General features: G+C 58.9%; 13 protein-coding genes. 3 read left to right on the top strand and 10 right to left on the bottom strand.

Translation table 11 applies throughout. The annotated features are described in order from the left end of the window. Positions 1–52 precede the first annotated feature (52 nt). Positions 53–1,672, bottom strand: a complete 1,620-nt coding sequence (locus KVT38_RS12445; RefSeq protein ID WP_217594045.1) for a response regulator — start codon at positions 1,670–1,672, stop codon at positions 53–55. After that, positions 1,669–3,438 carry a sensor histidine kinase gene (locus KVT38_RS12440; RefSeq protein ID WP_217594044.1) on the bottom strand — a complete coding sequence of 590 codons (1,770 nt, stop codon included), beginning with the start codon at positions 3,436–3,438 and terminating at the stop codon, positions 1,669–1,671. The genes KVT38_RS12445 and KVT38_RS12440 overlap by 4 nt, the downstream gene beginning before the upstream one ends. A 179-nt stretch (positions 3,439–3,617) precedes the next feature. On the opposite strand from KVT38_RS12440, the gene KVT38_RS12435 reads away from it, so the two are divergent. Next, positions 3,618–5,057 carry an SGNH/GDSL hydrolase family protein gene (locus KVT38_RS12435; protein ID WP_217594043.1) on the top strand — a complete coding sequence of 480 codons (1,440 nt, stop codon included), beginning with the start codon at positions 3,618–3,620 and terminating at the stop codon, positions 5,055–5,057. Between the two features lie 1,018 nt (positions 5,058–6,075). Here the strand turns inward: KVT38_RS12435 and KVT38_RS12430 are convergent. From KVT38_RS12430 to KVT38_RS35545, 4 genes are all read right to left on the bottom strand, one after another. Continuing rightward, positions 6,076–6,942 carry a carbohydrate ABC transporter permease gene (locus tag KVT38_RS12430; protein WP_217594042.1) on the bottom strand — a complete coding sequence of 289 codons (867 nt, stop codon included), beginning with the start codon at positions 6,940–6,942 and terminating at the stop codon, positions 6,076–6,078. Positions 6,943–6,954: 12 nt separating this feature from the next. Then, the gene (locus KVT38_RS12425; protein WP_368859087.1) at positions 6,955–7,863 is read right to left on the bottom strand and encodes an ABC transporter permease; all 909 of its coding nucleotides are present in this window, start codon (positions 7,861–7,863) and stop codon (positions 6,955–6,957) included. Positions 7,864–7,940: 77 nt separating this feature from the next. Then, the gene (locus KVT38_RS12420; RefSeq protein WP_217594041.1) at positions 7,941–9,524 is read right to left on the bottom strand and encodes an extracellular solute-binding protein; all 1,584 of its coding nucleotides are present in this window, start codon (positions 9,522–9,524) and stop codon (positions 7,941–7,943) included. Between the two features lie 194 nt (positions 9,525–9,718). Next, entirely contained in the window at positions 9,719–11,941 is a 2,223-nt protein-coding gene (locus KVT38_RS35545; RefSeq protein ID WP_217594040.1) for a helix-turn-helix domain-containing protein, read from the bottom strand. Between the two features lie 376 nt (positions 11,942–12,317). On the opposite strand from KVT38_RS35545, the gene KVT38_RS12410 reads away from it, so the two are divergent. Together KVT38_RS12410 and KVT38_RS12405 are read left to right on the top strand one after the other, a co-directional pair. Beyond that, complete coding sequence (locus KVT38_RS12410; protein ID WP_217594118.1) at positions 12,318–12,650, top strand: hypothetical protein; 333 nt, start codon at positions 12,318–12,320, stop codon at positions 12,648–12,650. A gap of 136 nt (positions 12,651–12,786) precedes the next feature. Further along, positions 12,787–14,151 (top strand): SEC-C metal-binding domain-containing protein, encoded by a 1,365-nt coding sequence (locus tag KVT38_RS12405; RefSeq protein ID WP_217594039.1) that lies wholly within the window; start codon positions 12,787–12,789, stop codon positions 14,149–14,151. Between the two features lie 81 nt (positions 14,152–14,232). Here the strand turns inward: KVT38_RS12405 and KVT38_RS12400 are convergent, their stop codons facing one another. The 4 genes from KVT38_RS12400 to KVT38_RS12385 all read right to left on the bottom strand — a co-directional run bounded on the left by KVT38_RS12400 (position 14,233) and on the right by KVT38_RS12385 (position 19,269). Then, positions 14,233–15,624 (bottom strand): extracellular solute-binding protein, encoded by a 1,392-nt coding sequence (locus tag KVT38_RS12400; RefSeq protein ID WP_217594038.1) that lies wholly within the window; start codon positions 15,622–15,624, stop codon positions 14,233–14,235. A gap of 115 nt (positions 15,625–15,739) precedes the next feature. Next, positions 15,740–16,738: a hydroxyacid dehydrogenase gene (locus KVT38_RS12395; protein WP_217594037.1), complete on the bottom strand. Its 999-nt coding sequence runs from the start codon at positions 16,736–16,738 to the stop codon at positions 15,740–15,742. 4 nt (positions 16,739–16,742) lie between these two features. Further along, a complete protein-coding gene (locus KVT38_RS12390) occupies positions 16,743–17,783 on the bottom strand; it encodes a dienelactone hydrolase family protein (RefSeq protein ID WP_217594036.1) in 1,041 nt (346 codons plus the stop codon). A gap of 184 nt (positions 17,784–17,967) precedes the next feature. Next, entirely contained in the window at positions 17,968–19,269 is a 1,302-nt protein-coding gene (locus KVT38_RS12385) for a class II aldolase/adducin family protein (RefSeq protein ID WP_217594035.1), read from the bottom strand. Positions 19,270–19,289: the final 20 nt, after the last annotated feature.

Below are 19,289 nucleotides of genomic sequence, written 5' to 3'. Positions count from 1 at the left end.
TATAAAAACGGAAAGGAAGCCCTTCCACGCTCATCTGATGACATGACGACCACTATTGTTTACATGAGGAGCCGTCCGGGAATTGACGATATTCCTGAGGCGTAACGCCCGTCTGGCTTTTGAAAAAGCGCGCGAAAGCAAACGATGAATTGTAGCCGAGGGCCGCCGCGATCTCGTGGACCTTCAGCGAGCTCTGGCGCAAATATTTGCGCGCCGCCGCAAGACGCCGCTCCGATATGTAATCGTACAGCCCGCGGCCGGTCAATTCTTTGTAAAGCCGAGACAAATACGAAGGGTGCAATTGAACGAGATCGGCGAGCCGGTTCAGCGAGATATCGTCGCCTAGATGGTCGTCGATATGACGGTGGATCGTCGCCAGCACCTCCGATTCCCGCTCCGCCTGCCCTTGACGACGCCGCTCGAACAGCCGCGTCGCCTGTTCGGCGAAGTCGGCCAGCTCCTCTTCCCAGCCGGGCTCGTCGAGATTGGCGAAGCTGCCGCCGGGCTGACGGTCTTCGTCGCCGGCGTCGTAGGCGAGCAGCAGCGCCCGCAGGCCCAAGCGGAGCGCCGTCCGCTCCTCCGCACCGGCCTCCGAAGCGGCTGCCGCCAGCTCCCGCAGCGCCGGGAAGAACAGGTCCCGCCGATTGTTGTCGAGCAGCGCGGACAGCTCCGCCAGGCCGTCGAAGCGAAAGCGCGGCCGCACCTCACCCGCGCCGCTTTCCGGAACGGCAGCGTCCACGCCGGCTTGCGTCTCGATCAGCAGCGCGCCCGGACGAAGACCCATGCCGCGGCCCATCCGCGCGCTCAGCCGCCGGAACGCATCCGCCGCATCCCGCCAGGCGGTCTCCTGCCCGGCGAGCATAAACGATACCGTCGCTTGCAGCGTCCGGCGACAGGCCGTCTGAACCGATGCCAGCGTTTCCGCGAGGAACGGCTGGATGCCGCCTTCTCCCTTTTGCTGAACAAACCAGACTATTCTAAAGGAATCGTACGACAGCGCAAAATGAGTCAACCGATCTCCCGCCATCTCGGCCACGATCCGCTGGACGGACAACGGCAGCAGCGTCCGGTCGGCGTATCGCTCGTCAGGGGGCCGCTCGTCGATCCGGCCGATCAACAGATGCAGCGGCTCGTCCGCCGCCAGCGGCGAGCCAAGCTCCTCCAGCCGTTCGGCGAGCCGCTCTTCTTCCGTCCAACGGCCTTGAAGCAGCTCGCGGAAAAACTCCCTTTGCAAGGTCGGCCGGTACGTCTCAAGCTGACGTCTGGCGTCCTCGATCGCATGCGCCATTTTCTCCTCTTCGCGAAGCGCCTCCGCCGCTCTGCGAACGGCGCCGACGATCTTGTCGTCGTCTTCCGTCTTCAGCAAATAATCGAAGCCGCCGGACGCGATCGCCCGCTTCGCATATTCGAACTCGTTGTAGCTGGTCAAAAAGATGACCTTGCAGCGCGGCCAGCGGCGGCGGATTTGATCGAGCAGCTCCAATCCGTCCATCTCCGGCATTTTGATGTCGGTGAGCACGATGTCGATCCGGATCCGGCCCAGCAGCGCAAGCGCCTCCGGCGCCGAATACGCCTTGTAGCATTCCAGCTCCAGCCCGGGCAGCTCGTCCATCAGCTCGAACAGGCTGTCCACGATAATGGCGACGTCGTCGACGATCAGCAGTCGGTTCAAGATAGCTCCTCTCCCTTCGTCGGCTTTAGAGTCAGCTCCACCAGCAGACCGCCAAGCGAGCTTCGCCCGAAGCGCAGGCCCGAAGGCGCGCCGAGGCGAATGCGGAGCCGCTGATGGATGTTGACGAGGCCGGTGCTTTCCGCCGCATCGTCCGGCGAGATCGCGAGCCGTCGGTTCAGCTCTTCGATCGCGGCGTCGTCCAACGAATCGCCGCTGTCCTCTATCAAGATGCGGACGAGGCCCTCCTCCTCCGCCGACGCCTCAAAACGCATGCCGAGCCGCCCGCCCGCAATTTTGCGCTCGAACGTATATTTGTACGCGTTCTCGATAATCGGCTGCAAGATAAGCCGCGGCACAAGAAGCTGTTTTGCCGAATCGGGCAGCGGACCGACGTCGACCGCTACCCTGGAGGCGAAGCTGAACGTCTGCAGCTCGATATAGACGAGCGCATGCGCCACTTCGCGCTCCAGCGTGATCTCCTCGGCCGCATCGCGCGTGATGAATTGCAAATATTCGCCGATATAACGCGAGAAGCGCTCGGCGGTCTCGTAATTTTGCGACTTGATCAATCGGGATAAGATGAAGTGATTGTTGAACAGAAAATGAGGATTGATTTGCGACTGCAGCCTTTTCAGCTCCGACTGCTGAAATCGTATTTTCGCCTTGTACACGTCCTGGATCAGGTTGCCGAGGCGTCCGACCATGTCGTTGAAGGCGGCGTACAAATAGCCGAATTCGTCCTTTTTCCGATGCTGAATCGTAAAATGGAACGATCCGTCCTCCAGCCTGCGGAACGCAAAGCCCAGCTTCACGAGCGGCCGGTGAATGAGACGGTAAATGCGAAGCGAGAAAAAAAGAATGACAACGGCGGAAATGAGCGAAAAAAACCAGAACCACCGCTCGTACAGCTTCAGCGGGCCGACGACGCGCGACTCGGGAAGAACCGCGACGATCGCTTTGCCCAGATAAGGCGAATAGTCGGCGACGGTCAGACGGCCGTCTCCCCACTTCGTCTCCGTCCGCGCGGCGCCGCCTCGGCTCCAGCTTCGGACTTCGACATCCAGCTTGCCGGCCGTTCCTTCTTCAATCGACTCGCCGCCAAGGGCGTTCGCGCCGGTGGCGCCGTCGATCAGCAGGCTGTAGCCCGCCGGTCCGCCGTCCGTATCGAACGCGCGGTTCATCGCCGCTCCGATGCGGTCCGACGACAGCTCCGCCACGATGACAAAAATCGTTTTCGAAGGTCCGTCTCTCGGCAGGCTGTCGTAGGGCAGCCCGACATACAGCCGTCCGTCCCGAACGAGCAGCGTCTTGGCGTTGTCCGGACGCCGGAACGCGGCGAATTGCGATTCGTCGATCTGCGTGTCGTAATGCAGCGCGGAGACGGTCCGGTTCATGACCGGAATGAACAGGCGGACATCAACAATATACGGACTGGACGCGCTCATCACCTTGAGCCGCTTCTGCAAATTGAGTACCGCCCGGTTCCGCTCGTAATCGCTCATCTGCGCGGCCGCCATGCTCAGCTGGAGCAAATCCTCGTCCACGATATAATCCTGCTCCAGCTCCACGATCCGCTGCACCTCAAGCTCCAATCCGTCCGAGAATGCCTGCACCTTCGACGACAAAGAATTCGCGATTTCCCGCCTGTTCTGCTCCGCTCCCATCCGGTTCATCAGCAGCGTCATGGCGTAGAGCGGCGTAATGACGATCAGGAACGTCAGCAGCAGCCGCGTGAAAATGGAAAAAAACAAGGTGTCCGGTTTCATGGAAAAGTCCGTCCCTTCTCCCCTCAGGTTCTAGCGTACTAACTGGGCGGCGGACTCGCTACGCACTTTTTTTGAGGTACAGGCCACAATTATCGACTCTGCGTTGCCGCCTTATTTCTCTTCATTATACTGAAGTTAAAATCGGCCATAGGCAGGAATATACGAGGAGGATTTTGTCGATGAGAGAGACTGGTTTGGAAGATTCGCTTGGCGGGTTGTCTTTTTTGCGCCGCTACGGGAGCCGCTTGACCGCCGCCGCGTTTCCTGTATTGGCGGACAACCGGCGGCAGCGCCGAACGACCTGCCGGGAGATTGTGCTGTTCGGCGACAGCCACAGCTGGGGGCAAGGAAGCGCCGATTACGACGGACATGCCCACTATTCGACGCATATGAGCTTTCCGTACAGCAAGGGCTACTATGCCCGGCTGGAGGCTCATGTGAAAGAGCGGCTGGCGTTTAACGCGGAGCTGCGATTCCCGGATGGCGGCGGCGCGCTAAGCGAGCTCGGGCTGGCCGGACCCGTGAGCGCGACCGGCTTTTACGGACCCGCGGCATATAGGGACCGCGCACGGGAGCATTTGGGGTATTTGGCCGAGAGGCAAGCCTTTGGCCCGGCGATCTGGACGATCGAAAGGAAGTCCGGAGTTGGCGGCGAAACGGTGTCTGAGGAACAGGAATTGCGGTTTCCGCTGCGCGGGCATGCAAGCATGCTGTTTGTCGGCGTCGTCGCCGATCCCAACGGGGCGATGCTGGAGGCAGGACTCGAAGCCCCTTATTATTACGCCGCGCCCCCGGGATATCCGAAATTGTATCTGGTCGAGGCTGGCAGGCTGAAGGCGCTTGACGAGCCCCGAGCGGGTGACGGGGACGGCTTCGGTACGGTCCTCATCGATACGTATGCGCCGGTCGCGGAGGAACGGGTATACGGCATTGATTTCGGCATGCGGCAAACGGGCGAAGTCGTTTTTCGTCTGGCGGCCGAACGAGGGAAAAACGGGCCTCGAGCGCATGAGCCGTCTGCGACGTGCGGGAAGTCGGAAGGCGGCAGAGCGATTTTGCGCGGGTTCATCCCCGATTTGAATCGCATCCGCAACTTTGCGATGGGCGGGCATACGGTCGGCCAGTGGCTCGGCGACGGAACGGCCAGCTTCAACGACGGTCCTTACGACCATGTAGACGAGCTGCTCCGCTATGTCGCCTTTACGCCGACGCTTGCCGTCATTCAGGCGCCCGTCGTCAACGAGTATTTGAGGCAGACGCCGATCCGCGACTTCGAGGCCGCGCTGGAGACGCTCGCGCTGCGGCTGAATCGTCATTTGAACCCCGAAGGCGGCCGGCGGACCGATATGCTGATGTTTACGACGCTCGGCGATCGCAGCATTGCGTTTGAAGGCGCGCCGTCTTATGCCATCGCCTACGAGGACTATTATGAGGCGATTCGCCGATTCTGCGCCCGGCGGTCATTCGGTTTGATCGAATTCCACCGCTTTTTCGAAGATGCCGTCCGGGACGGGCTCGTCGATGTCGAGCTGCTGTTCGACGACGCTATTCACCCCGGTCCGTTCGCTAACGAGATGATCGCGCAAGGATTGATCGCGGCTTTCGATCTCGTCTGGTAGCCGTCTTCTCGCGCTCCATTTTCCGGCGGATCTGCTATGCTAAAGCCAGCGCTACCTGTGATGCGAAATCATTGGTATTCGTTCGCAACCGCTCGAAGAAGAATGATTGGCTCGTCGTTCTGAGGACAGATTTGACGCTCTGTGTTGAGGACGTTATCCGAATTTACGCGATCCGCTGGGCTGCTCGCTGGAGCAAGGCGCTTCGAAGGGTAACAACTTTGCAAACATTGTCCGCTGGAGCAACGATGGGAATATTTCCGTTTACAACAGCCTAATGAAGAAGCTCAATGCAATGCTCTCCAAGTCCCGAGAAGTATTCAGAGCGTACCATCCCCCTTCTATTCTCATCAGAAGAGTTGATACGAACGAAAACTGGTTAATTGGAATAATTCCACTTTCATGCATATTTTGAGCCCAAGACAGATGATAGACTAAGCGGGAAATCGTCGTATAAAAGAAAAAAGCGATTGCACCTGAGCCGGGGCGATCGCTTCTTCGTCGTATGCCTTATTTCAAATAGTAGGAGATGAGCCTCATGATCGCATGGAGCCGCTTGGTTCGGAGCTAGACGGTCGGGATCGTCGTCGCCGCGCTCGCGATCGGTCTGCTGCCCTTCCTGTTCGCCGACCTGAACGGCTTGACCGATCTGGATTCTAGCTCCTTTTACACATTAATCAACAAGTTTATCCGTTGGGGGAAGTAGCAGGCAGCTGCTTACTTCAGGCCTTTCTTCTGAAGGTCGGCCATATGGCGCTGATACATGACCTTCTCGACCTTCTCCGCGCCCAGAGATCGGATCCGGGGGCCTCTTGCTTGCAACGAGGTTAACCTTGAATAATCAAACGGCTCAGACGATGCCGCCTTCGCCCAGAATCCGCATGCTCTTTTCCTTCCCCTCATCCCCTTAACGTTCGGTAAACAGCGTATCATACGTTATACGCGCGCGTTTAAGGAAAGATATGACCGATCGATGCGAATATTTTGACTTTTTCTCTCCGTCCAGCGGCGGTCCGCGGCGTCATCCCTTCACCGAGCCGATCAGCACGCCGTTCACGAAGTGGCGCTGGATGAACGGATAGACGACCAGAATGGGGAGCGTGCCGACAAGGATAAACGCATACTTGAGCGATTCGAGCACGATGCCCTGTTGCTCGCTGGCCGCGCTCGTGATCGCGTCGCCGATCTGGCCGACCATGACGATATTGCGGATGACGAGCTGCAGCGGGTACAGGCTCTCTTCCCGCAGATAGAGCAGCGCATGGAAGAAGTTGTTCCAGATGCCGACGGCGTAAAACAGCCCGATCGTCATCAGCACCGGCTTGGACAGCGGGAGCACGATGCTAAAGAGCGTGCGAATGTCGGATGAGCCGTCGATTTTGCCGGACTCTTCGATCTCCGCGGGTATGCCTTGGAAAAAGGTGCGCATCACGATGAGATTCCAGGTCGATATCAGGCCGGGCAGCACCATCGCCCAAACGGTGTCCATCAGGTGGTAGCTGCGCACGACCAGGTACGTCGGGATCATCCCGCCGCTGAAGAGCATCGTGAACACGATGAACAGCATGATTTGTTTGCCGAACGTGAGCGTCCGCTTCGAGAGCGAGTATGCGCCCATGGACGTGAAAAAAAGCGACAGCGCGGTGCCCAGCACCACGTAAATGATCGTATTTTTGTAGCCCACCAACAGACGGTTATCCCGAAGCACCTCGCCATAGACATCGAACTGCACACCCTTCGGCCAGAAGCTGACCTCGTTGCGGACGACGTAATGCGCCGAACTGAGAGAGACGGATGCCATGTGGATAAACGGAAACAACGCCACTGCCGCGACGAAGGCCAGAATGAGGACGTTGACGATATCGAAGACACCGATGCGTTTAGTCATGAGAGTCGCTCCTTACCATAGGCTGGTCTCTCCTAGTCTGCGGCTCACCTGGTTGGCTGAGTAGACGAAGACCAGGCCGATGATTCCCATGAACAAGTCGATCGCCGTCGCGTAGCTGAAGTTGCCTTGAATAATCCCCATGCGATAAACATAAGTCGCGATAATGTCGGACGTCTCGTAGGTGGCCGGGTTGGAGAGCAGGTACACCTTATCGAATCCGAACTCGAGGATTTTGCCGATTTGCAATATAAACAGGATCACGATCGCCGGCGCTATGCCTGGCAGCGTCACGTGGAGCGTCTGCTTCCACCGGTTCGCGCCGTCGATGCGCGCCGCCTCGTACAGCTGCGGATCGATCGCGGTGAGCGCAGCCAGGTAGATGATCGAGCCCCAGCCGATCTCCTGCCAGATTTCCGAACTGATATAGACCGTCCTGAACCAGGACGCTTGCTGCAAGAAGTTGACCGGCTCGAAGCCGAAGCTTTGGATGACATGGTTAATCCAGCCGGTGCTCGGCGACAGCAGCATGATAATGATGCCCGAGGCGACGACGGCGGATAAAAAGTGCGGCAGGTAGCTCACCGTCTGAACGAAGCGCTTGTAAGCCTTCCATCGCAGCTCGTTAAGCAACAGCGCCAGAATGATCGGCGCGGGGAACCCGAATACGACTTTGTAAATGCCGAGCACGAACGTGTTTTTGATGATGTCGTAAGCGTCGGGGTTCTGGAAGAACATCTTGTAATATTTCAGCCCGACCCAGTCGCTTTTCCATACGCCTGCGAACAGATTGTAGTCCTTGAAGGATACGATGATCCCGAACATGGGGACATACTTGAACAGCACGTAGTACAGCAACACGGGGGCGAGCAGCAGGAAGTAAGTCCGGTCTCGCTTCAGATTCCGGATTAGCGTCGGCTTCACGGCTTCATCCCCTTTCCGCAATATGGAGAGGGCCGTCGGTCGATGCTCCGACGACGGCCCCGCTCTTGGATTCGTAATTATTTGGACGCGTTCTGGCGGTCGAGCCCGACCTGATACGTCTGCAGCACCTTTTGCAAGCCGTACTTATCCAGCTCCTTGAGGAAGTTGTCCCACTCGGTGAGCGGCGTCTCGCCCATGATGAACTTGCTGATGGAAGTCTGGAAGTATTTGAAGATCGCGTCGGTCTGCGTAGCGATCGAGTCCGTCTCTTCCTTGGACAGGATCGGCAAGGTGCTGCTGACCGGGAACTGATACTTCGGCGACTCGATGTAAGCTTCCCGCTCGCTCTCCTTGATCAGGGACAACGGCGCTTCGAAGTCGAACCAGCCGTACGTGCCTGCCGACAGAATGCCCGATATGCGGCGCAGGTCGTTCGATTCCTTATACACATCGTTCAGCTTGCGCTTGCCGTCCACGATCGTGTACGTTTCGCCTTCCTTGCCCCAGCTTTGGATGTCGCGTCCCTTTTCCGAATAAATATAGTCCAGGTAACGAAGCGCGGCGTCGAGATTTTTGGTATTCGAAGCGATGGAGAAACCGTAATCCTCGTATCCGCCTTGAGGCAGGTAGGCTTTGTCGCCTGCGCCGAGCGGAGGAGCCATGAACTTTAGTCGGCCTTCGGTCAGTTGGTTGTTCATCGTCTCGATCTGGCCGATATACTGAACGCTGATGAACGATTTGTTCGTGGCCATGAACTGCGTCCACGCTTTGTAGTCCATCGATAGCCAATCCGGCGGGAACAGCCCTTCTTTGTAGAACTTGTTCAAGTATTCGACCATTTTCTTGTAGTTCGGGTTGAACGGCGCGTACGTCATCTTGCCGGTCGCCGGATCCTTCATGTAATCCGGCAAGACGCCGAAGGACGGGCCGAATATGGACAGCGTGCCGATGCCGTGCCGGAAGACGAGCGGGTAGCTGTCCGGGTACAGCTCCTTCAATTTTTTGGACGTCGTATAAAGTTCATCCCAGGTTTTAGGCGGCGTCAGTCCGTTTTTGTCGAAGATGTCTTCGCGATAGAACCAGACCAGCTGGTTGCCGGCGCCGGCGCCGTCGTTGATGATATTCAAAATTTTACCGTCCGGCTGCGTCACTCGCATTTTGATGGTTGGGTGACTATCCAAGTAAGCTTTGACGTTCGGCATTTTGTCCATATGCTTCGACAGATCGAGGAAAGCGCCCTGTGAGCCGAACTTCACGACGTCGCCGGGAAATACGGACATGACGTCTGCCATTTCGCCGGAAGATACGGCGAGCGCCAGCGCTTCCGAAGGCGTGGTGGTCGTCGCCGTCTTTTGTTCGACGGTGATATTGGTCTCTTCCTTCACCCATTTCCAGACGCCCCAGTCCGCCTTGGGCGGCCATGCGTTCGAATATTCGGTGAAGATGGTAATCTTGGCCGGATCCGGCAGCGCCGCGCTCGGCGATGCGGATGCGGAAGACGTGCCGCTAGCTGTGGCGCTGGCGCTCGGAGACACCGCAGCCGAGCTGGGCGCTCCCGCATTATTATTGTTGTTGCCGCTGCAGCCTGCCAGCATGGCCGCGGTCAGCGCGGAGGCGACCAGCGCGCCGGCGGCGCTTTTGCCCGTCGTTTTCTTTTTCATAGGAAACCCCTTCCGAATGGTTTGCTAAGCCGGTGTTACTGGCTGCGTTTACAAAGGCGGCAAGGTGCGTTTGCTTTCGTCCGCTGCCTTATGCACCCCATCGTAACCAGCGTCCGCCGGTCCGTAAATCACCGGAATACGGCCATTTTGCAGCTTTTTTCGGATAGTCGAAAAAAAGCCCACTTTTCTAAACATCAGCCTAAGCGCGAGCCCTCCGCGCCGGGTTTCCTGCGGAATTCGCTCGGCGTGAGTCCCATGTACTTTTTGAACATGCGGTTGAAGGAGGTGATGTTGCGGTAGCCGACCGCTTCGGCCACGTCTTGAACCTTATATTTGCTGTCCGCGAGCAAGCTCGCCGACTTCATGATCCGGGTTTCGTTGATGAAGTCGACGATGTTCATCCCCGTCTTCTCTTTGAAATAGGAGGACAGGTAGCCGCCGCTCAGGTTGAGCCGTTCGGCCAGCGTGTCCAGGTAGATTTCTTCCGACAGATGCTGATTGACGTATTCGACGACAAACGTCGTGATCGGATCCCGGAGCTGCTTTTTCTCCCGGAACGCCTCGGCGGCAAGCGCCGTCTTGGTCGTAAGCAACGCCTCCAGCTCGGACACGGCAATACAGCGCCGCATCTGACGATCGATGTCCAAGAAGATCGCCTGCAGACGATCGGGCGCGATGACGAGCGGGCTGGCCTCGCTCTTGATCTTGCCGATCAGCCCCTCGCCGAACGCGAGCCAGGCGGCCGCCGTCGCCTCCGTGCCCTGCCATTTGGCGAAGAAGCGCTTGATCAGGCTCGTCAGCTGAGCCTCGTTGCCTTCGCGCAGGTTCGATTGGAACTCCTTCCATTGATCCGGCGTAAAACCGATGGCTTCCGCCCCCGCCGTACGATCGGTCACGATCTGCATCCGGTCAGCCAGCTTGCGCTCGAGTACCAGATCCTGCGCTTCCTGATAGGCTGCGCCGATGCGGCTCGCGCTGCCGAATACGGAGGATACGGCGACCGTCACCGTGCCGAACGCCCGATCCTGCTCGAACAAAGGCTCCATCTGCTTCAGGCGAATGATGACTTCCTCGCGCTGACTCGTATAGACGAGACTCAAGATTTGATTGGCCTCGATGTGAAAAGTCATCGATTCGGGAAAGGCCCGGCCAAGCCGGTCTTCCATATGTACCTTCATATAACTGAGCCACGTCCGGAAAAACGCCTGCTCGTCCTCTTCCTCCCGCCTGCTCATCGCGTGGAACAGCACGATGACGAACGGCTCGTCTTTAAAGGCGGTTGGCGGCGGGGCACCGTGGCTGGGAATCTCCTTGAGCTGCTGCAGGAACGCGAGCTGCTTCTGCATCTTGTCCTTGTCCTGCAGCTGGCGGCGAATAATATTAAACTCGCGGATCGAAGACCGGAACGAAGCGCTGCCGGATTCGCCCCGGATAGCGCCGATCACTTTCTGAAGCGGGTTGTTGATGCCGGCCGCGAACAGCCAGGAGATGACGATGCCGAGCGCGATCGACACGCCTGCCGAGACGATCAGCGTGACGTTCATTCGGGTTTGCGACGCGATCCGCTCTACCGGCACGCGCTGAACGTAGGTGAATCCGGACTGGGCGCCTTTCGACTGAAAATAGTATTTGCCGTTCGATACGTACTCTCCGCCGCTTGCGGAGCGCAGCACAGTGGGGTCGATCTCCGGCGTTTGGCCGAAGCTGCGGAAGATCGTGCGGCCCGTATCGTCCAAGATCATAAAATCGTCGCCGGCGGCCTGATGGAGCGCCTGATATATTGTCTCGGCGTCCAAAAAGACGATCATCAAAAAGTCATGGCTGCTCTTGGTCTTGAAAACGATCGGTACGAGCTCGCCGATGGTCGACGTCGCTTCGCGGAACATATGATTGCGGAAAACGGCGGCGGGCAGCACGCGGGTGCTGTAATCTTCGTCGAACTGCTTTTCCCAGAACGCCGCATCGTACGCCTCGCTCTCGTAAAACACGTTAAACATCGAATCGGCACGAGCGCTCGTGCCTTTTTCGACGATCAGATTGTTGGACTTGCTGTAAAAGACGATATTGTTCATGTACATCTGCACGTCCGAGGTCCATCCGTTGATTTCTTGCTGCAGAAGCGGAATCTCGCGGTAATTCGGCGTCGTCCGCAGGCTCTGCGCCTTCTCGCTGAGCAGGAATACGAGCATCTGGCGTTTGACCATGTCCAGATGCTTTTCATAGCCTTCCGTCGTATGCTGGAGCATCAGCGTGTTGTACTTCACAATCTGGTCGCGGACGTTTTTTTTCGATTCGGCGTAAAAGTAGAGCACGAGAGAGCTCATCAGAAGGATAATGCAGAGGAAGCCAGAAAGAAGCCGCAAAAACAAAGAGGTGGACCGGTCTTTGAACAGAGGGATCGGATTGAATTTACTCACGCGACTTCCTCCTTTTTTCCTCTGATCGTACCATTAGATGGTTGAGTCGGGGATCATAAAAAGCTTGATCTGCCCCATGATTTATCTACATCATATAGATATGGACGATTGGGGGAAATGAGCGGTATCGCACATGTTGCAATTTCTTTCAGGTTCATTAAAAAAAGATCAAAATCTATAAAAAAGCACAGGCAAATGGCGCTGTTCGACGACGCCATTCACCCCGGTCCGCTCGCTAACGAGATGATCGCGCAAGGCTGATCGCTGCTTTCGATTTCGTCTGGTAGCCGTCTTTTCGCGCCCTATTTCCGGCGGATCTACTATGCTAAAGCCAGCGCTACCTATGATGCCAAATCATTCTCGTGAAGAGGAGTACATGCCCGATGAACGATACGATTCGGAAAGCCGAGTTTTATTCCTTTATCCATTTTGGCATCAATACGTTTACCTGTGCGGACCCGACGTCCGCTGGTGCGGCAATGAAGCGGGCCATACGCGGGAATCCGAGTGGAGCGTCGTGCCGGCTTTTCTCCGGGACATCGAGCGGGGAGACAGTTGGCAGCCGCTTTACCGACATACGTTCGTAGGCTACAAGCGCATTTGCCGGTTTCCGGAGACGACGGCCAGGCGGATACGGCTGACGATCGAGGCGAGCCGCTGGTGCCCGACAGTGTCCGCGTTCGAAGTGTACCTGAGCCCGGGGCGCTGATCGGCAATCGATGGCTCATCGGCTGGCACTGCGAGCGATAGACGATGCAGAATGTTGTGCGCGCACCCTGCATCATGGTTTTAAACCCTTATGCTATAATAACGAAATTAGCTAACGATTGGAGGCTTCATACGCGTTGTCCAAACTGGGAAGAAACGATCCCTGCCGATGCGGCAGCGGAAAAAAGTATAAAAAATGCTGTCTGGAAAAGGATGAAGCGCAAAAGGTCGTCGCTTTAAAAACCGCATTTGTGGAACCGTCGCCCGTGGAACGGATCGAGAGGGAGCTGACTTGGCCGAACGAAGTAGTCAAGTTGGTCGCGCTGCATTTTGCCAATCGGACAAACGGCCTCTATCCGCCTAAGGAAGTCAATACGGTGCTCGCCATGTGGAGCGACTATGCGAATAAGACCGAACCGCTGATCAAAAAAGCGGGCGTATTTACGGCGGCGCTGGAATACGTCCTGTGTCAGGCATACGGCTACGAAATGACCCAAACCGGGCTGGCTCTGAAGTACGGCGTATCCGCCGGCAGCATCTCGCAGCGCGTCGGACAACTGCATGCGTTTTTAGAAGACGACTTGCCCGCGCAATCGAACGATGCCGGTCCAACTTCTTTGCCGACGCCGAATTCCCGGATGTCGATAGAAAGAGACTTGCAGAAAACGTTTGGCTTGCTTGCCGACTGGGATATCACCTCGCCCGAAGAGATCGACGTCTTTACTCAGATGCGCTTGCAGCAATCTAAAGGACAAGCCGGCCGAAGGAAGCAGTCTCCTCAGGAGCGGGCCCAAGACCTCGCTTACGAAGCCTGGGAACAGCTGGATCCTAAAAAGCGGAGCAAGCTGGCGCAGGACGCGCTGCTGCTCGATCCGGATTGCGTCGATGCCTACAATGTGCTCGCCGAGTCGATCGCTTCGACGCCGAAGGAGATGGCTTATTACTACCAAAAAGGAATGCTTGCGGGGGAACGGGCATTCGGAGCGTCGTTTTTTGAGGAGCACAAAGGACATTTCTGGTTGTACACGCCGACTCGCCCCTATATGCGAGCCAAGAAAGGCTACGCAGAGGCTTGCGCCGAAATGCATCAAATGACGGAGGCGATCAAGCATTACGAGGAGCTGTTGGCGCTTAACCCGAACGATAATCAGGGCGTTCGCGAATTGCTGGCGTTAGCTTACCTCGAGATCGAAGATTGGAAAGCTGCGCACGAGCTTCTGGAGCGCTACGAGGACGGGTCCGCTGCCGCCAACTTTAACCGCGTTCTCGTCGAATACGCGCGCGATCGCCGGGCACCCGAATTGCAGCAGCTCGTGCGGTCGGCCATCACCCAGAATCGCCACGTCGTCCCTTACTTGCTCGGCAAAAAGCGTCTTCCTCGCGAAATGCCGCCATATATCGGATACGGCGACGAGAACGAAGCCGTCGTGTATGCCATGACGCACGCCCACCTTTGGAAGGTACGACCGGAACTGCTGAAGTTGTTGGAGAAAACCCGTTAAGCGAGCGCTTCTAAGACGGCTCGATTCTCGCTTGCGATGACTGCCTTCGACTTTCCCCGATCGGCGCATGAAGACCTGCGATTATGAAAACCGTCCTTCCGCTTCGACCTTGTCGCAAAACGCCTCCTCCGATTGAAGGCCGGAAAGATACAGCATAACCTCGGGCAAAAGCCGGTTCCACTCCCGCTCCTCAAGGCCCAGCGCATCGCCGAACCGGTACGTCGGAATGATCTCGCGGTACATGCCGAAGCGGGAAGGCCGGGAAGCGACGTCGCCCGAGCCGTCGACGCCCGCTTCGTCGATCGCCCCTCTCGCCGCGGGCAGGGTGAGCGTATCGCGGCGGATGATCGCCTGCGCGGCCGGGCCCGTCAAGTATTCCGCCAGCAGCCGCGCTTCCGCCGCGCGAGGCGAATGCCTGTTCACCGCGAGACCGATGGCGATGACGAGCGTCACCGGATCGGCCAGCCGGGGAAGCGGCGCGATGTCGTAGTCGATGTCTGTCTGACGGAGCGCGTTCAAGCCGTAATACGTCGTCAGCATCATCGACAGCTTGCCCTGCGCGAACAGCTCCTCGATGCTGAAGCCGGCATCGCGCTCGGACATGAGCGGCGCCATCCGGTCCGTGACGATCTCCTTGTAGCGCCGAATGCCCGCCAGCATCCGCGTGCCGCGCAGGCGAAGCCGGCCTTCCGCGTCCCGCTCGGCCTTCGCGCCGTTTTGCAGCAAAAATACGGCAATGCGATTGCGCTGGGCGGCCGAAAAATGAAAGCCTGCCCGCTCCTCGGGCACCGTCAGTCGATCCGCGGCAGCGAGCAGCTCGTCCCACCCCCAGCCGCTGTCCGGCTCCCACAACTCCCGCTCGCGAAAATGCGCTCGATTATAGCACAAAATCGTCGGGCTGAACGTGAAGGGTCTGGCGAGCAGATTGCCGTCCGACGTCATCGCTTCGTTCAGAAACGGATAACACTCCGGGTCCTTCGCGAGGGACAGCAGCCCGTCCGCGTTCCCCCTCTCGGCGAAAGCCCGCAGTTCGGCATCGTTAAGCGTCAAGACGTCGATCAGCCCGTGAGCCAGGTAGGGCGCAAGCGCTGCCGGGTCGTGGCCCGGCAGCGTGATATCCTGCACCCGGATGTGCGGATACGCCGCTTCGAAGCCGGCCAGCAGCGTCTTCAACGCCGTCTCCCGCTCCGTCGATCCGTGATGTCCAAGCTTGACGACGATACGCTCCGGCTCGCTTCGCCGCAAGACGACGCTGCCGATTCGCGGCTTTTTCTCGATCCATCCTTCCGCCGCCAGCTCGGCCAGCACGTCCCGCACGATTTTATTGCTGAGCGCGAACCGGTCCGACAGATCCTTCTCCGAGGGCAGAAACTCTCCCGGCTTGCGAACGCCTTCGAGGATGTCCTGCCTCAGGCGGTTCAACATTTCTTCCTGGCGCACCCGGAACGTTTTGCGGCTTTGCTTCGTTTTCATAGCGCTCTCCCTGCCGCCTCCAATAAATAAAAAGGATTCGCGTACCCGCGGACGAGTCGGAATCCGATGCTCTTCTTATCTTAGTAGTGCGCTTCGTACAGTGTCAATACGACCGTTAGGCCAATCTGAACAGCTGGGATACGTCGACCTCTCCCCGGAGCGGCGAGCCCGCCGCGTACTTTTCGACCTCGCTTGCGATATAAGCGCCGATCCGGCGCAGGCCGTTGTTCTCGGCGCCCGCAATATGCGGGAGCAGCGTGACGTTCGGCAGCGAGCGAAACGGATGGTCGGCTGCGGGCGGCTCGGGATCCGTGACGTCGATGCACGCCCATAGCCTTCCTTTGCGCAGCTCCGTCGCCAGCGCCTCTTCGTCGACGAGCGAGCCTCGCGCCGTATTGATCAGAATCGCATCGTCCTTCATCAAGCCGAGCGTGCGCGCGTTCATCATGCGCTCGGTCTCCGGGACCGACGGCGCATGGATCGAGACGACGTCCGACCCGGTCAGCAGGTCGTCCAGCTCGACTTTTTCAGCGCCCATGCCGGCGATGTCGGCTGCGCTCACGAACGGATCGTAGACGAGCACCCGAACCTCGAACGCCTGAAGCAGCTTGATCAGGTGGCGGCCCGACAGCCCGGCGCCGATGACGCCGACGGTGACTTCGTACAGCTCGCGCACGCGCTCGCGCTGCTTGTCCCATTCGCCCTCGCGCGTATTGCGGGCGAGCTGCCACATGTTTTTGAGCGACACGATGGCAAGGCCGAGGGCGGTCTCCGCCACGCCGCGGGCGAGCGCTTCGTTCGCCGTGCCGAGACGGACGCCCCGCGCGGGAAGCTCCGGGCTCACAATCGGCTTGACTGTACCGGCCGCGTGCAGCGCGATTCCGAGCTTCGGGCAGCGGTCGAGAATGTGCGCGTCCAGCGGCGGACAGCCCCAGGACGTGATGATGACGTCCGCGCCTTCGGCCAGCTCGGCCGCTTGCGCCGGCGTCGGATTGCCTACGGTATCGTTGACGACCAGCTCGCCGAATTGCCGGATTCGCGCCAGATGGGCTTCGGTAAAGATGCGGTCCGTAAAATGACGGCTTTGCAGCATGACGATTTTCAGCGGGTGCATCGGATCATTCTCCTTCTTTGTTCAGCCAGCGGTCCAGGAAACGATAAGCCAGCAAGCGAATCTCTTCTGGAAAATCGTGTATGCCTTCTCCGAGATAGAACCGGAACCGGTCCTCGCGGCCGAGCAGACCGTAAAGCTTCGCCAGTTCCCCCATCCCTTCGGCGACCGAACGCCAATGCGGGAAGATCGCGTCCTGCTGTCCGGCGTAGTTAAAGAAGGGCACGGGCGCGCACAGCGCGGCGATCTCGTGGAAGTCGAACGGAATCCGGTCCTCCTGCAAATCCGCGCTCACCTTCGGGATGTGCGTGTACGGATAGTCCCGGTAGCCCCAGTGATCCGGGTGCGGGTCGCCCGCGAAGGGACTGAAGCCGCAGCTCGATACGACGGCGCGGACGCGATCGTCCAGGCCGGCGAGAAAATAAGCGTTGTAGCCCCCGAAGGAATGGCCGATCGCTCCGATCGCTCGCCGGTCGACGAACGACAGCGATTCGAGGACGTCGATGCCCTGCATATGATCGGTCGCGTTTTTGGCGACGGTCGACCATTCGGGATGCGCCTCGTAAAAGGCGGTGCTGTCGAACGCGGGATAGCCGGGATACACCCGCTCGCCCGCCGTGAGTGCGTCCGGCGCAAGCACGACGTACCCGCGAAGGACGAGCTCGACGGCATAGCCGCGGTTCGGCCTGCCGGGGACGATCGCGATGTCGTCCTTGCCGATCTCGTGCGTGGGATGAAGCGCAAGGACGGCCGGATAGCCCGCCTGCGGCCGGGAGCCTTCCGCCGGCGCAGCCGGCACGAGCAGGTACGCGGGCACCGTATCGCCGTAAACCGTATCGTATGTGACGCGGTGCCGGGTGTAACCTGCTTCCTCCGTCGCAGACAGATAGCGCAGATTGGCCGCCGGCCGCTCCGGCAGCGCTCCGATGTACGAAAGCCAAGTTTCCCGAATGCGCTTCCGCTTTTCCAGCCATTGGGTCTTGTCGGCTATCCCCGCCAGCAGCGGAGGCAGACCGGTTTTGTTCACTTGGGATAATATATAGGCCATGACGCACAGGCTCCTTTTTCGCCGATTGCTCCATTTATTAACTTATATCTGAATGATATTATCGACATTATATCTTCCATTCGCGTGTTGGTCAATCCATTTATGAGTTAGATATAAATCAATATAACATTAAAAAGCGCTGCCGAAGCGGATGCTCCGACAGCGCTTTTGGTTGGCGAAAGGCTCAGGTGGACGGCTGCAGACCGAACGCCCGCTCGATATCCCGGATGCTGTCGTCGTCCATATGAACGATCGCGCCGAGATTCGCCGATTCGATGATCGATTTGGCGCTGTACTCCGCGACCTCGAGCCGGTCGAAGGCGTTCAGCAGGCTGCTGCCCGTCGCGATGACACAGTTGTTTTCGACGAGTGCGAGCGGCACGTCCGGCGTGAATCGCGCCGCCGTCCCCTCGATCGCCTCATAGACGGATTCGAACGGCAGCTTCGGCATGCCTCGCAGCAGGATATAGGCTTCGGGAATCGTCTTCGATTCGAACGGCCGGTCCGTCAAGGCAAACGCCATCGTGTAGGGCGAATGGGCGACCAGCACCGATCCTGCATGAGGCTGCTGCGCATAGATCGCCCGGTGCAGCAGGACCGAGCGGCTCGGCTGCTTGCCCTGCTCCGCCGCGCCCTCGCGGACCAGCACAAGATCTTCGGGCTCCAGGTATTTGCGATCCAGTCCGTGCGGCGTAATCAGGAATGCGTCGTCCGCCAGCTTCACGGAAAAGGTGCCCTGCGTGCTCGTGAACAGGCGCTGCTCATAGGAGCGGCGGATGAAGTCGCGCATCCGCACGCGCGCCTCTCGCTCGGCGGTCGGCATCGGATCGCGGCGCGGCGGGAGCTCGGGCAGCGCCGCGGCGGCCGACGCCGCAAGCGCCTGCTGCGCAGCCGTCAGGGAGCGAGGACGGCCGAGGCCGGAAGCCTGAATCTCCATGCGGGCGCAAAACTCCAGCGTCTCGAACGCTTTGTAGGCGTCGGCCAGCGATACGCCGCCGACGACGATGCCGTGGTTCTCGAGCATGACGCAGCGCTTGCCTTCGGCGAAGACGGCGGCGATGTTCGCGCCGAGCCGCTCGCTTCCGGGCAGCGCATAGGGAGCGATCCCGACTTCGCCGCAAATCTCGCGCTCGCCCGGCAGCATGTCGACGTTCGGAACTTTGCGGACGATGCTGAACGAGACCAGTGCGGGCGGATGCGCATGCACGACGGCGCGAAGATCCGGTCTCGCGCGGTAGATCGCCTGATGAAACGGAAATTCGCTCGATGGCTTGTGCAGGCCTTCATGGCGTCCGTCCGCGCGCACGCGAACGATGTCCTCCCTGCGCAGCGTGCCTTTGTCTACGCCGGCTGGCGTGATCCATATATCGCCGTCGTCGTCCCGGACGGACAGATTGCCGCCGGACGTCGTCGTCATGCCGAACCTGTAGATCCGGCCGATCATCTCGAGAATCTGATCGGCCGGGGGAAGATCGTCAAACTTCATGGGGTTTCCTCCTCTAAGAG

It is taken from the genome of Cohnella sp. GbtcB17, from assembly GCF_019091135.1.
Taxonomy (GTDB): Bacteria; Bacillota; Bacilli; order Paenibacillales; family Paenibacillaceae; genus Cohnella.
The sequence above is the reverse complement of the archived record's forward strand: the minus strand, read 5'-3'. Positions and strand labels throughout refer to the sequence as shown.

Bases quoted from the DNA above. Each gene is read 5' to 3' on its own strand.
- KVT38_RS12440 (WP_217594044.1), bottom strand. From the start codon at position 3,438: ATGAAACCGGACACCTTGTTTTTTTCCATTTTCACGCGGCTGCTGCTG.
- KVT38_RS12435 (WP_217594043.1), top strand. From the start codon at position 3,618: ATGAGAGAGACTGGTTTGGAAGATTCGCTTGGCGGGTTGTCTTTTTTG.
- KVT38_RS12430 (WP_217594042.1), bottom strand. From the start codon at position 6,942: ATGACTAAACGCATCGGTGTCTTCGATATCGTCAACGTCCTCATTCTG.
- KVT38_RS12420 (WP_217594041.1), bottom strand. From the start codon at position 9,524: ATGAAAAAGAAAACGACGGGCAAAAGCGCCGCCGGCGCGCTGGTCGCC.
- KVT38_RS12410 (WP_217594118.1), top strand. From the start codon at position 12,318: ATGCCCGATGAACGATACGATTCGGAAAGCCGAGTTTTATTCCTTTAT.
- KVT38_RS12400 (WP_217594038.1), bottom strand. From the start codon at position 15,624: ATGAAAACGAAGCAAAGCCGCAAAACGTTCCGGGTGCGCCAGGAAGAA.
- KVT38_RS12395 (WP_217594037.1), bottom strand. From the start codon at position 16,738: ATGCACCCGCTGAAAATCGTCATGCTGCAAAGCCGTCATTTTACGGAC.
- KVT38_RS12390 (WP_217594036.1), bottom strand. From the start codon at position 17,783: ATGGCCTATATATTATCCCAAGTGAACAAAACCGGTCTGCCTCCGCTG.
- KVT38_RS12385 (WP_217594035.1), bottom strand. From the start codon at position 19,269: ATGAAGTTTGACGATCTTCCCCCGGCCGATCAGATTCTCGAGATGATC.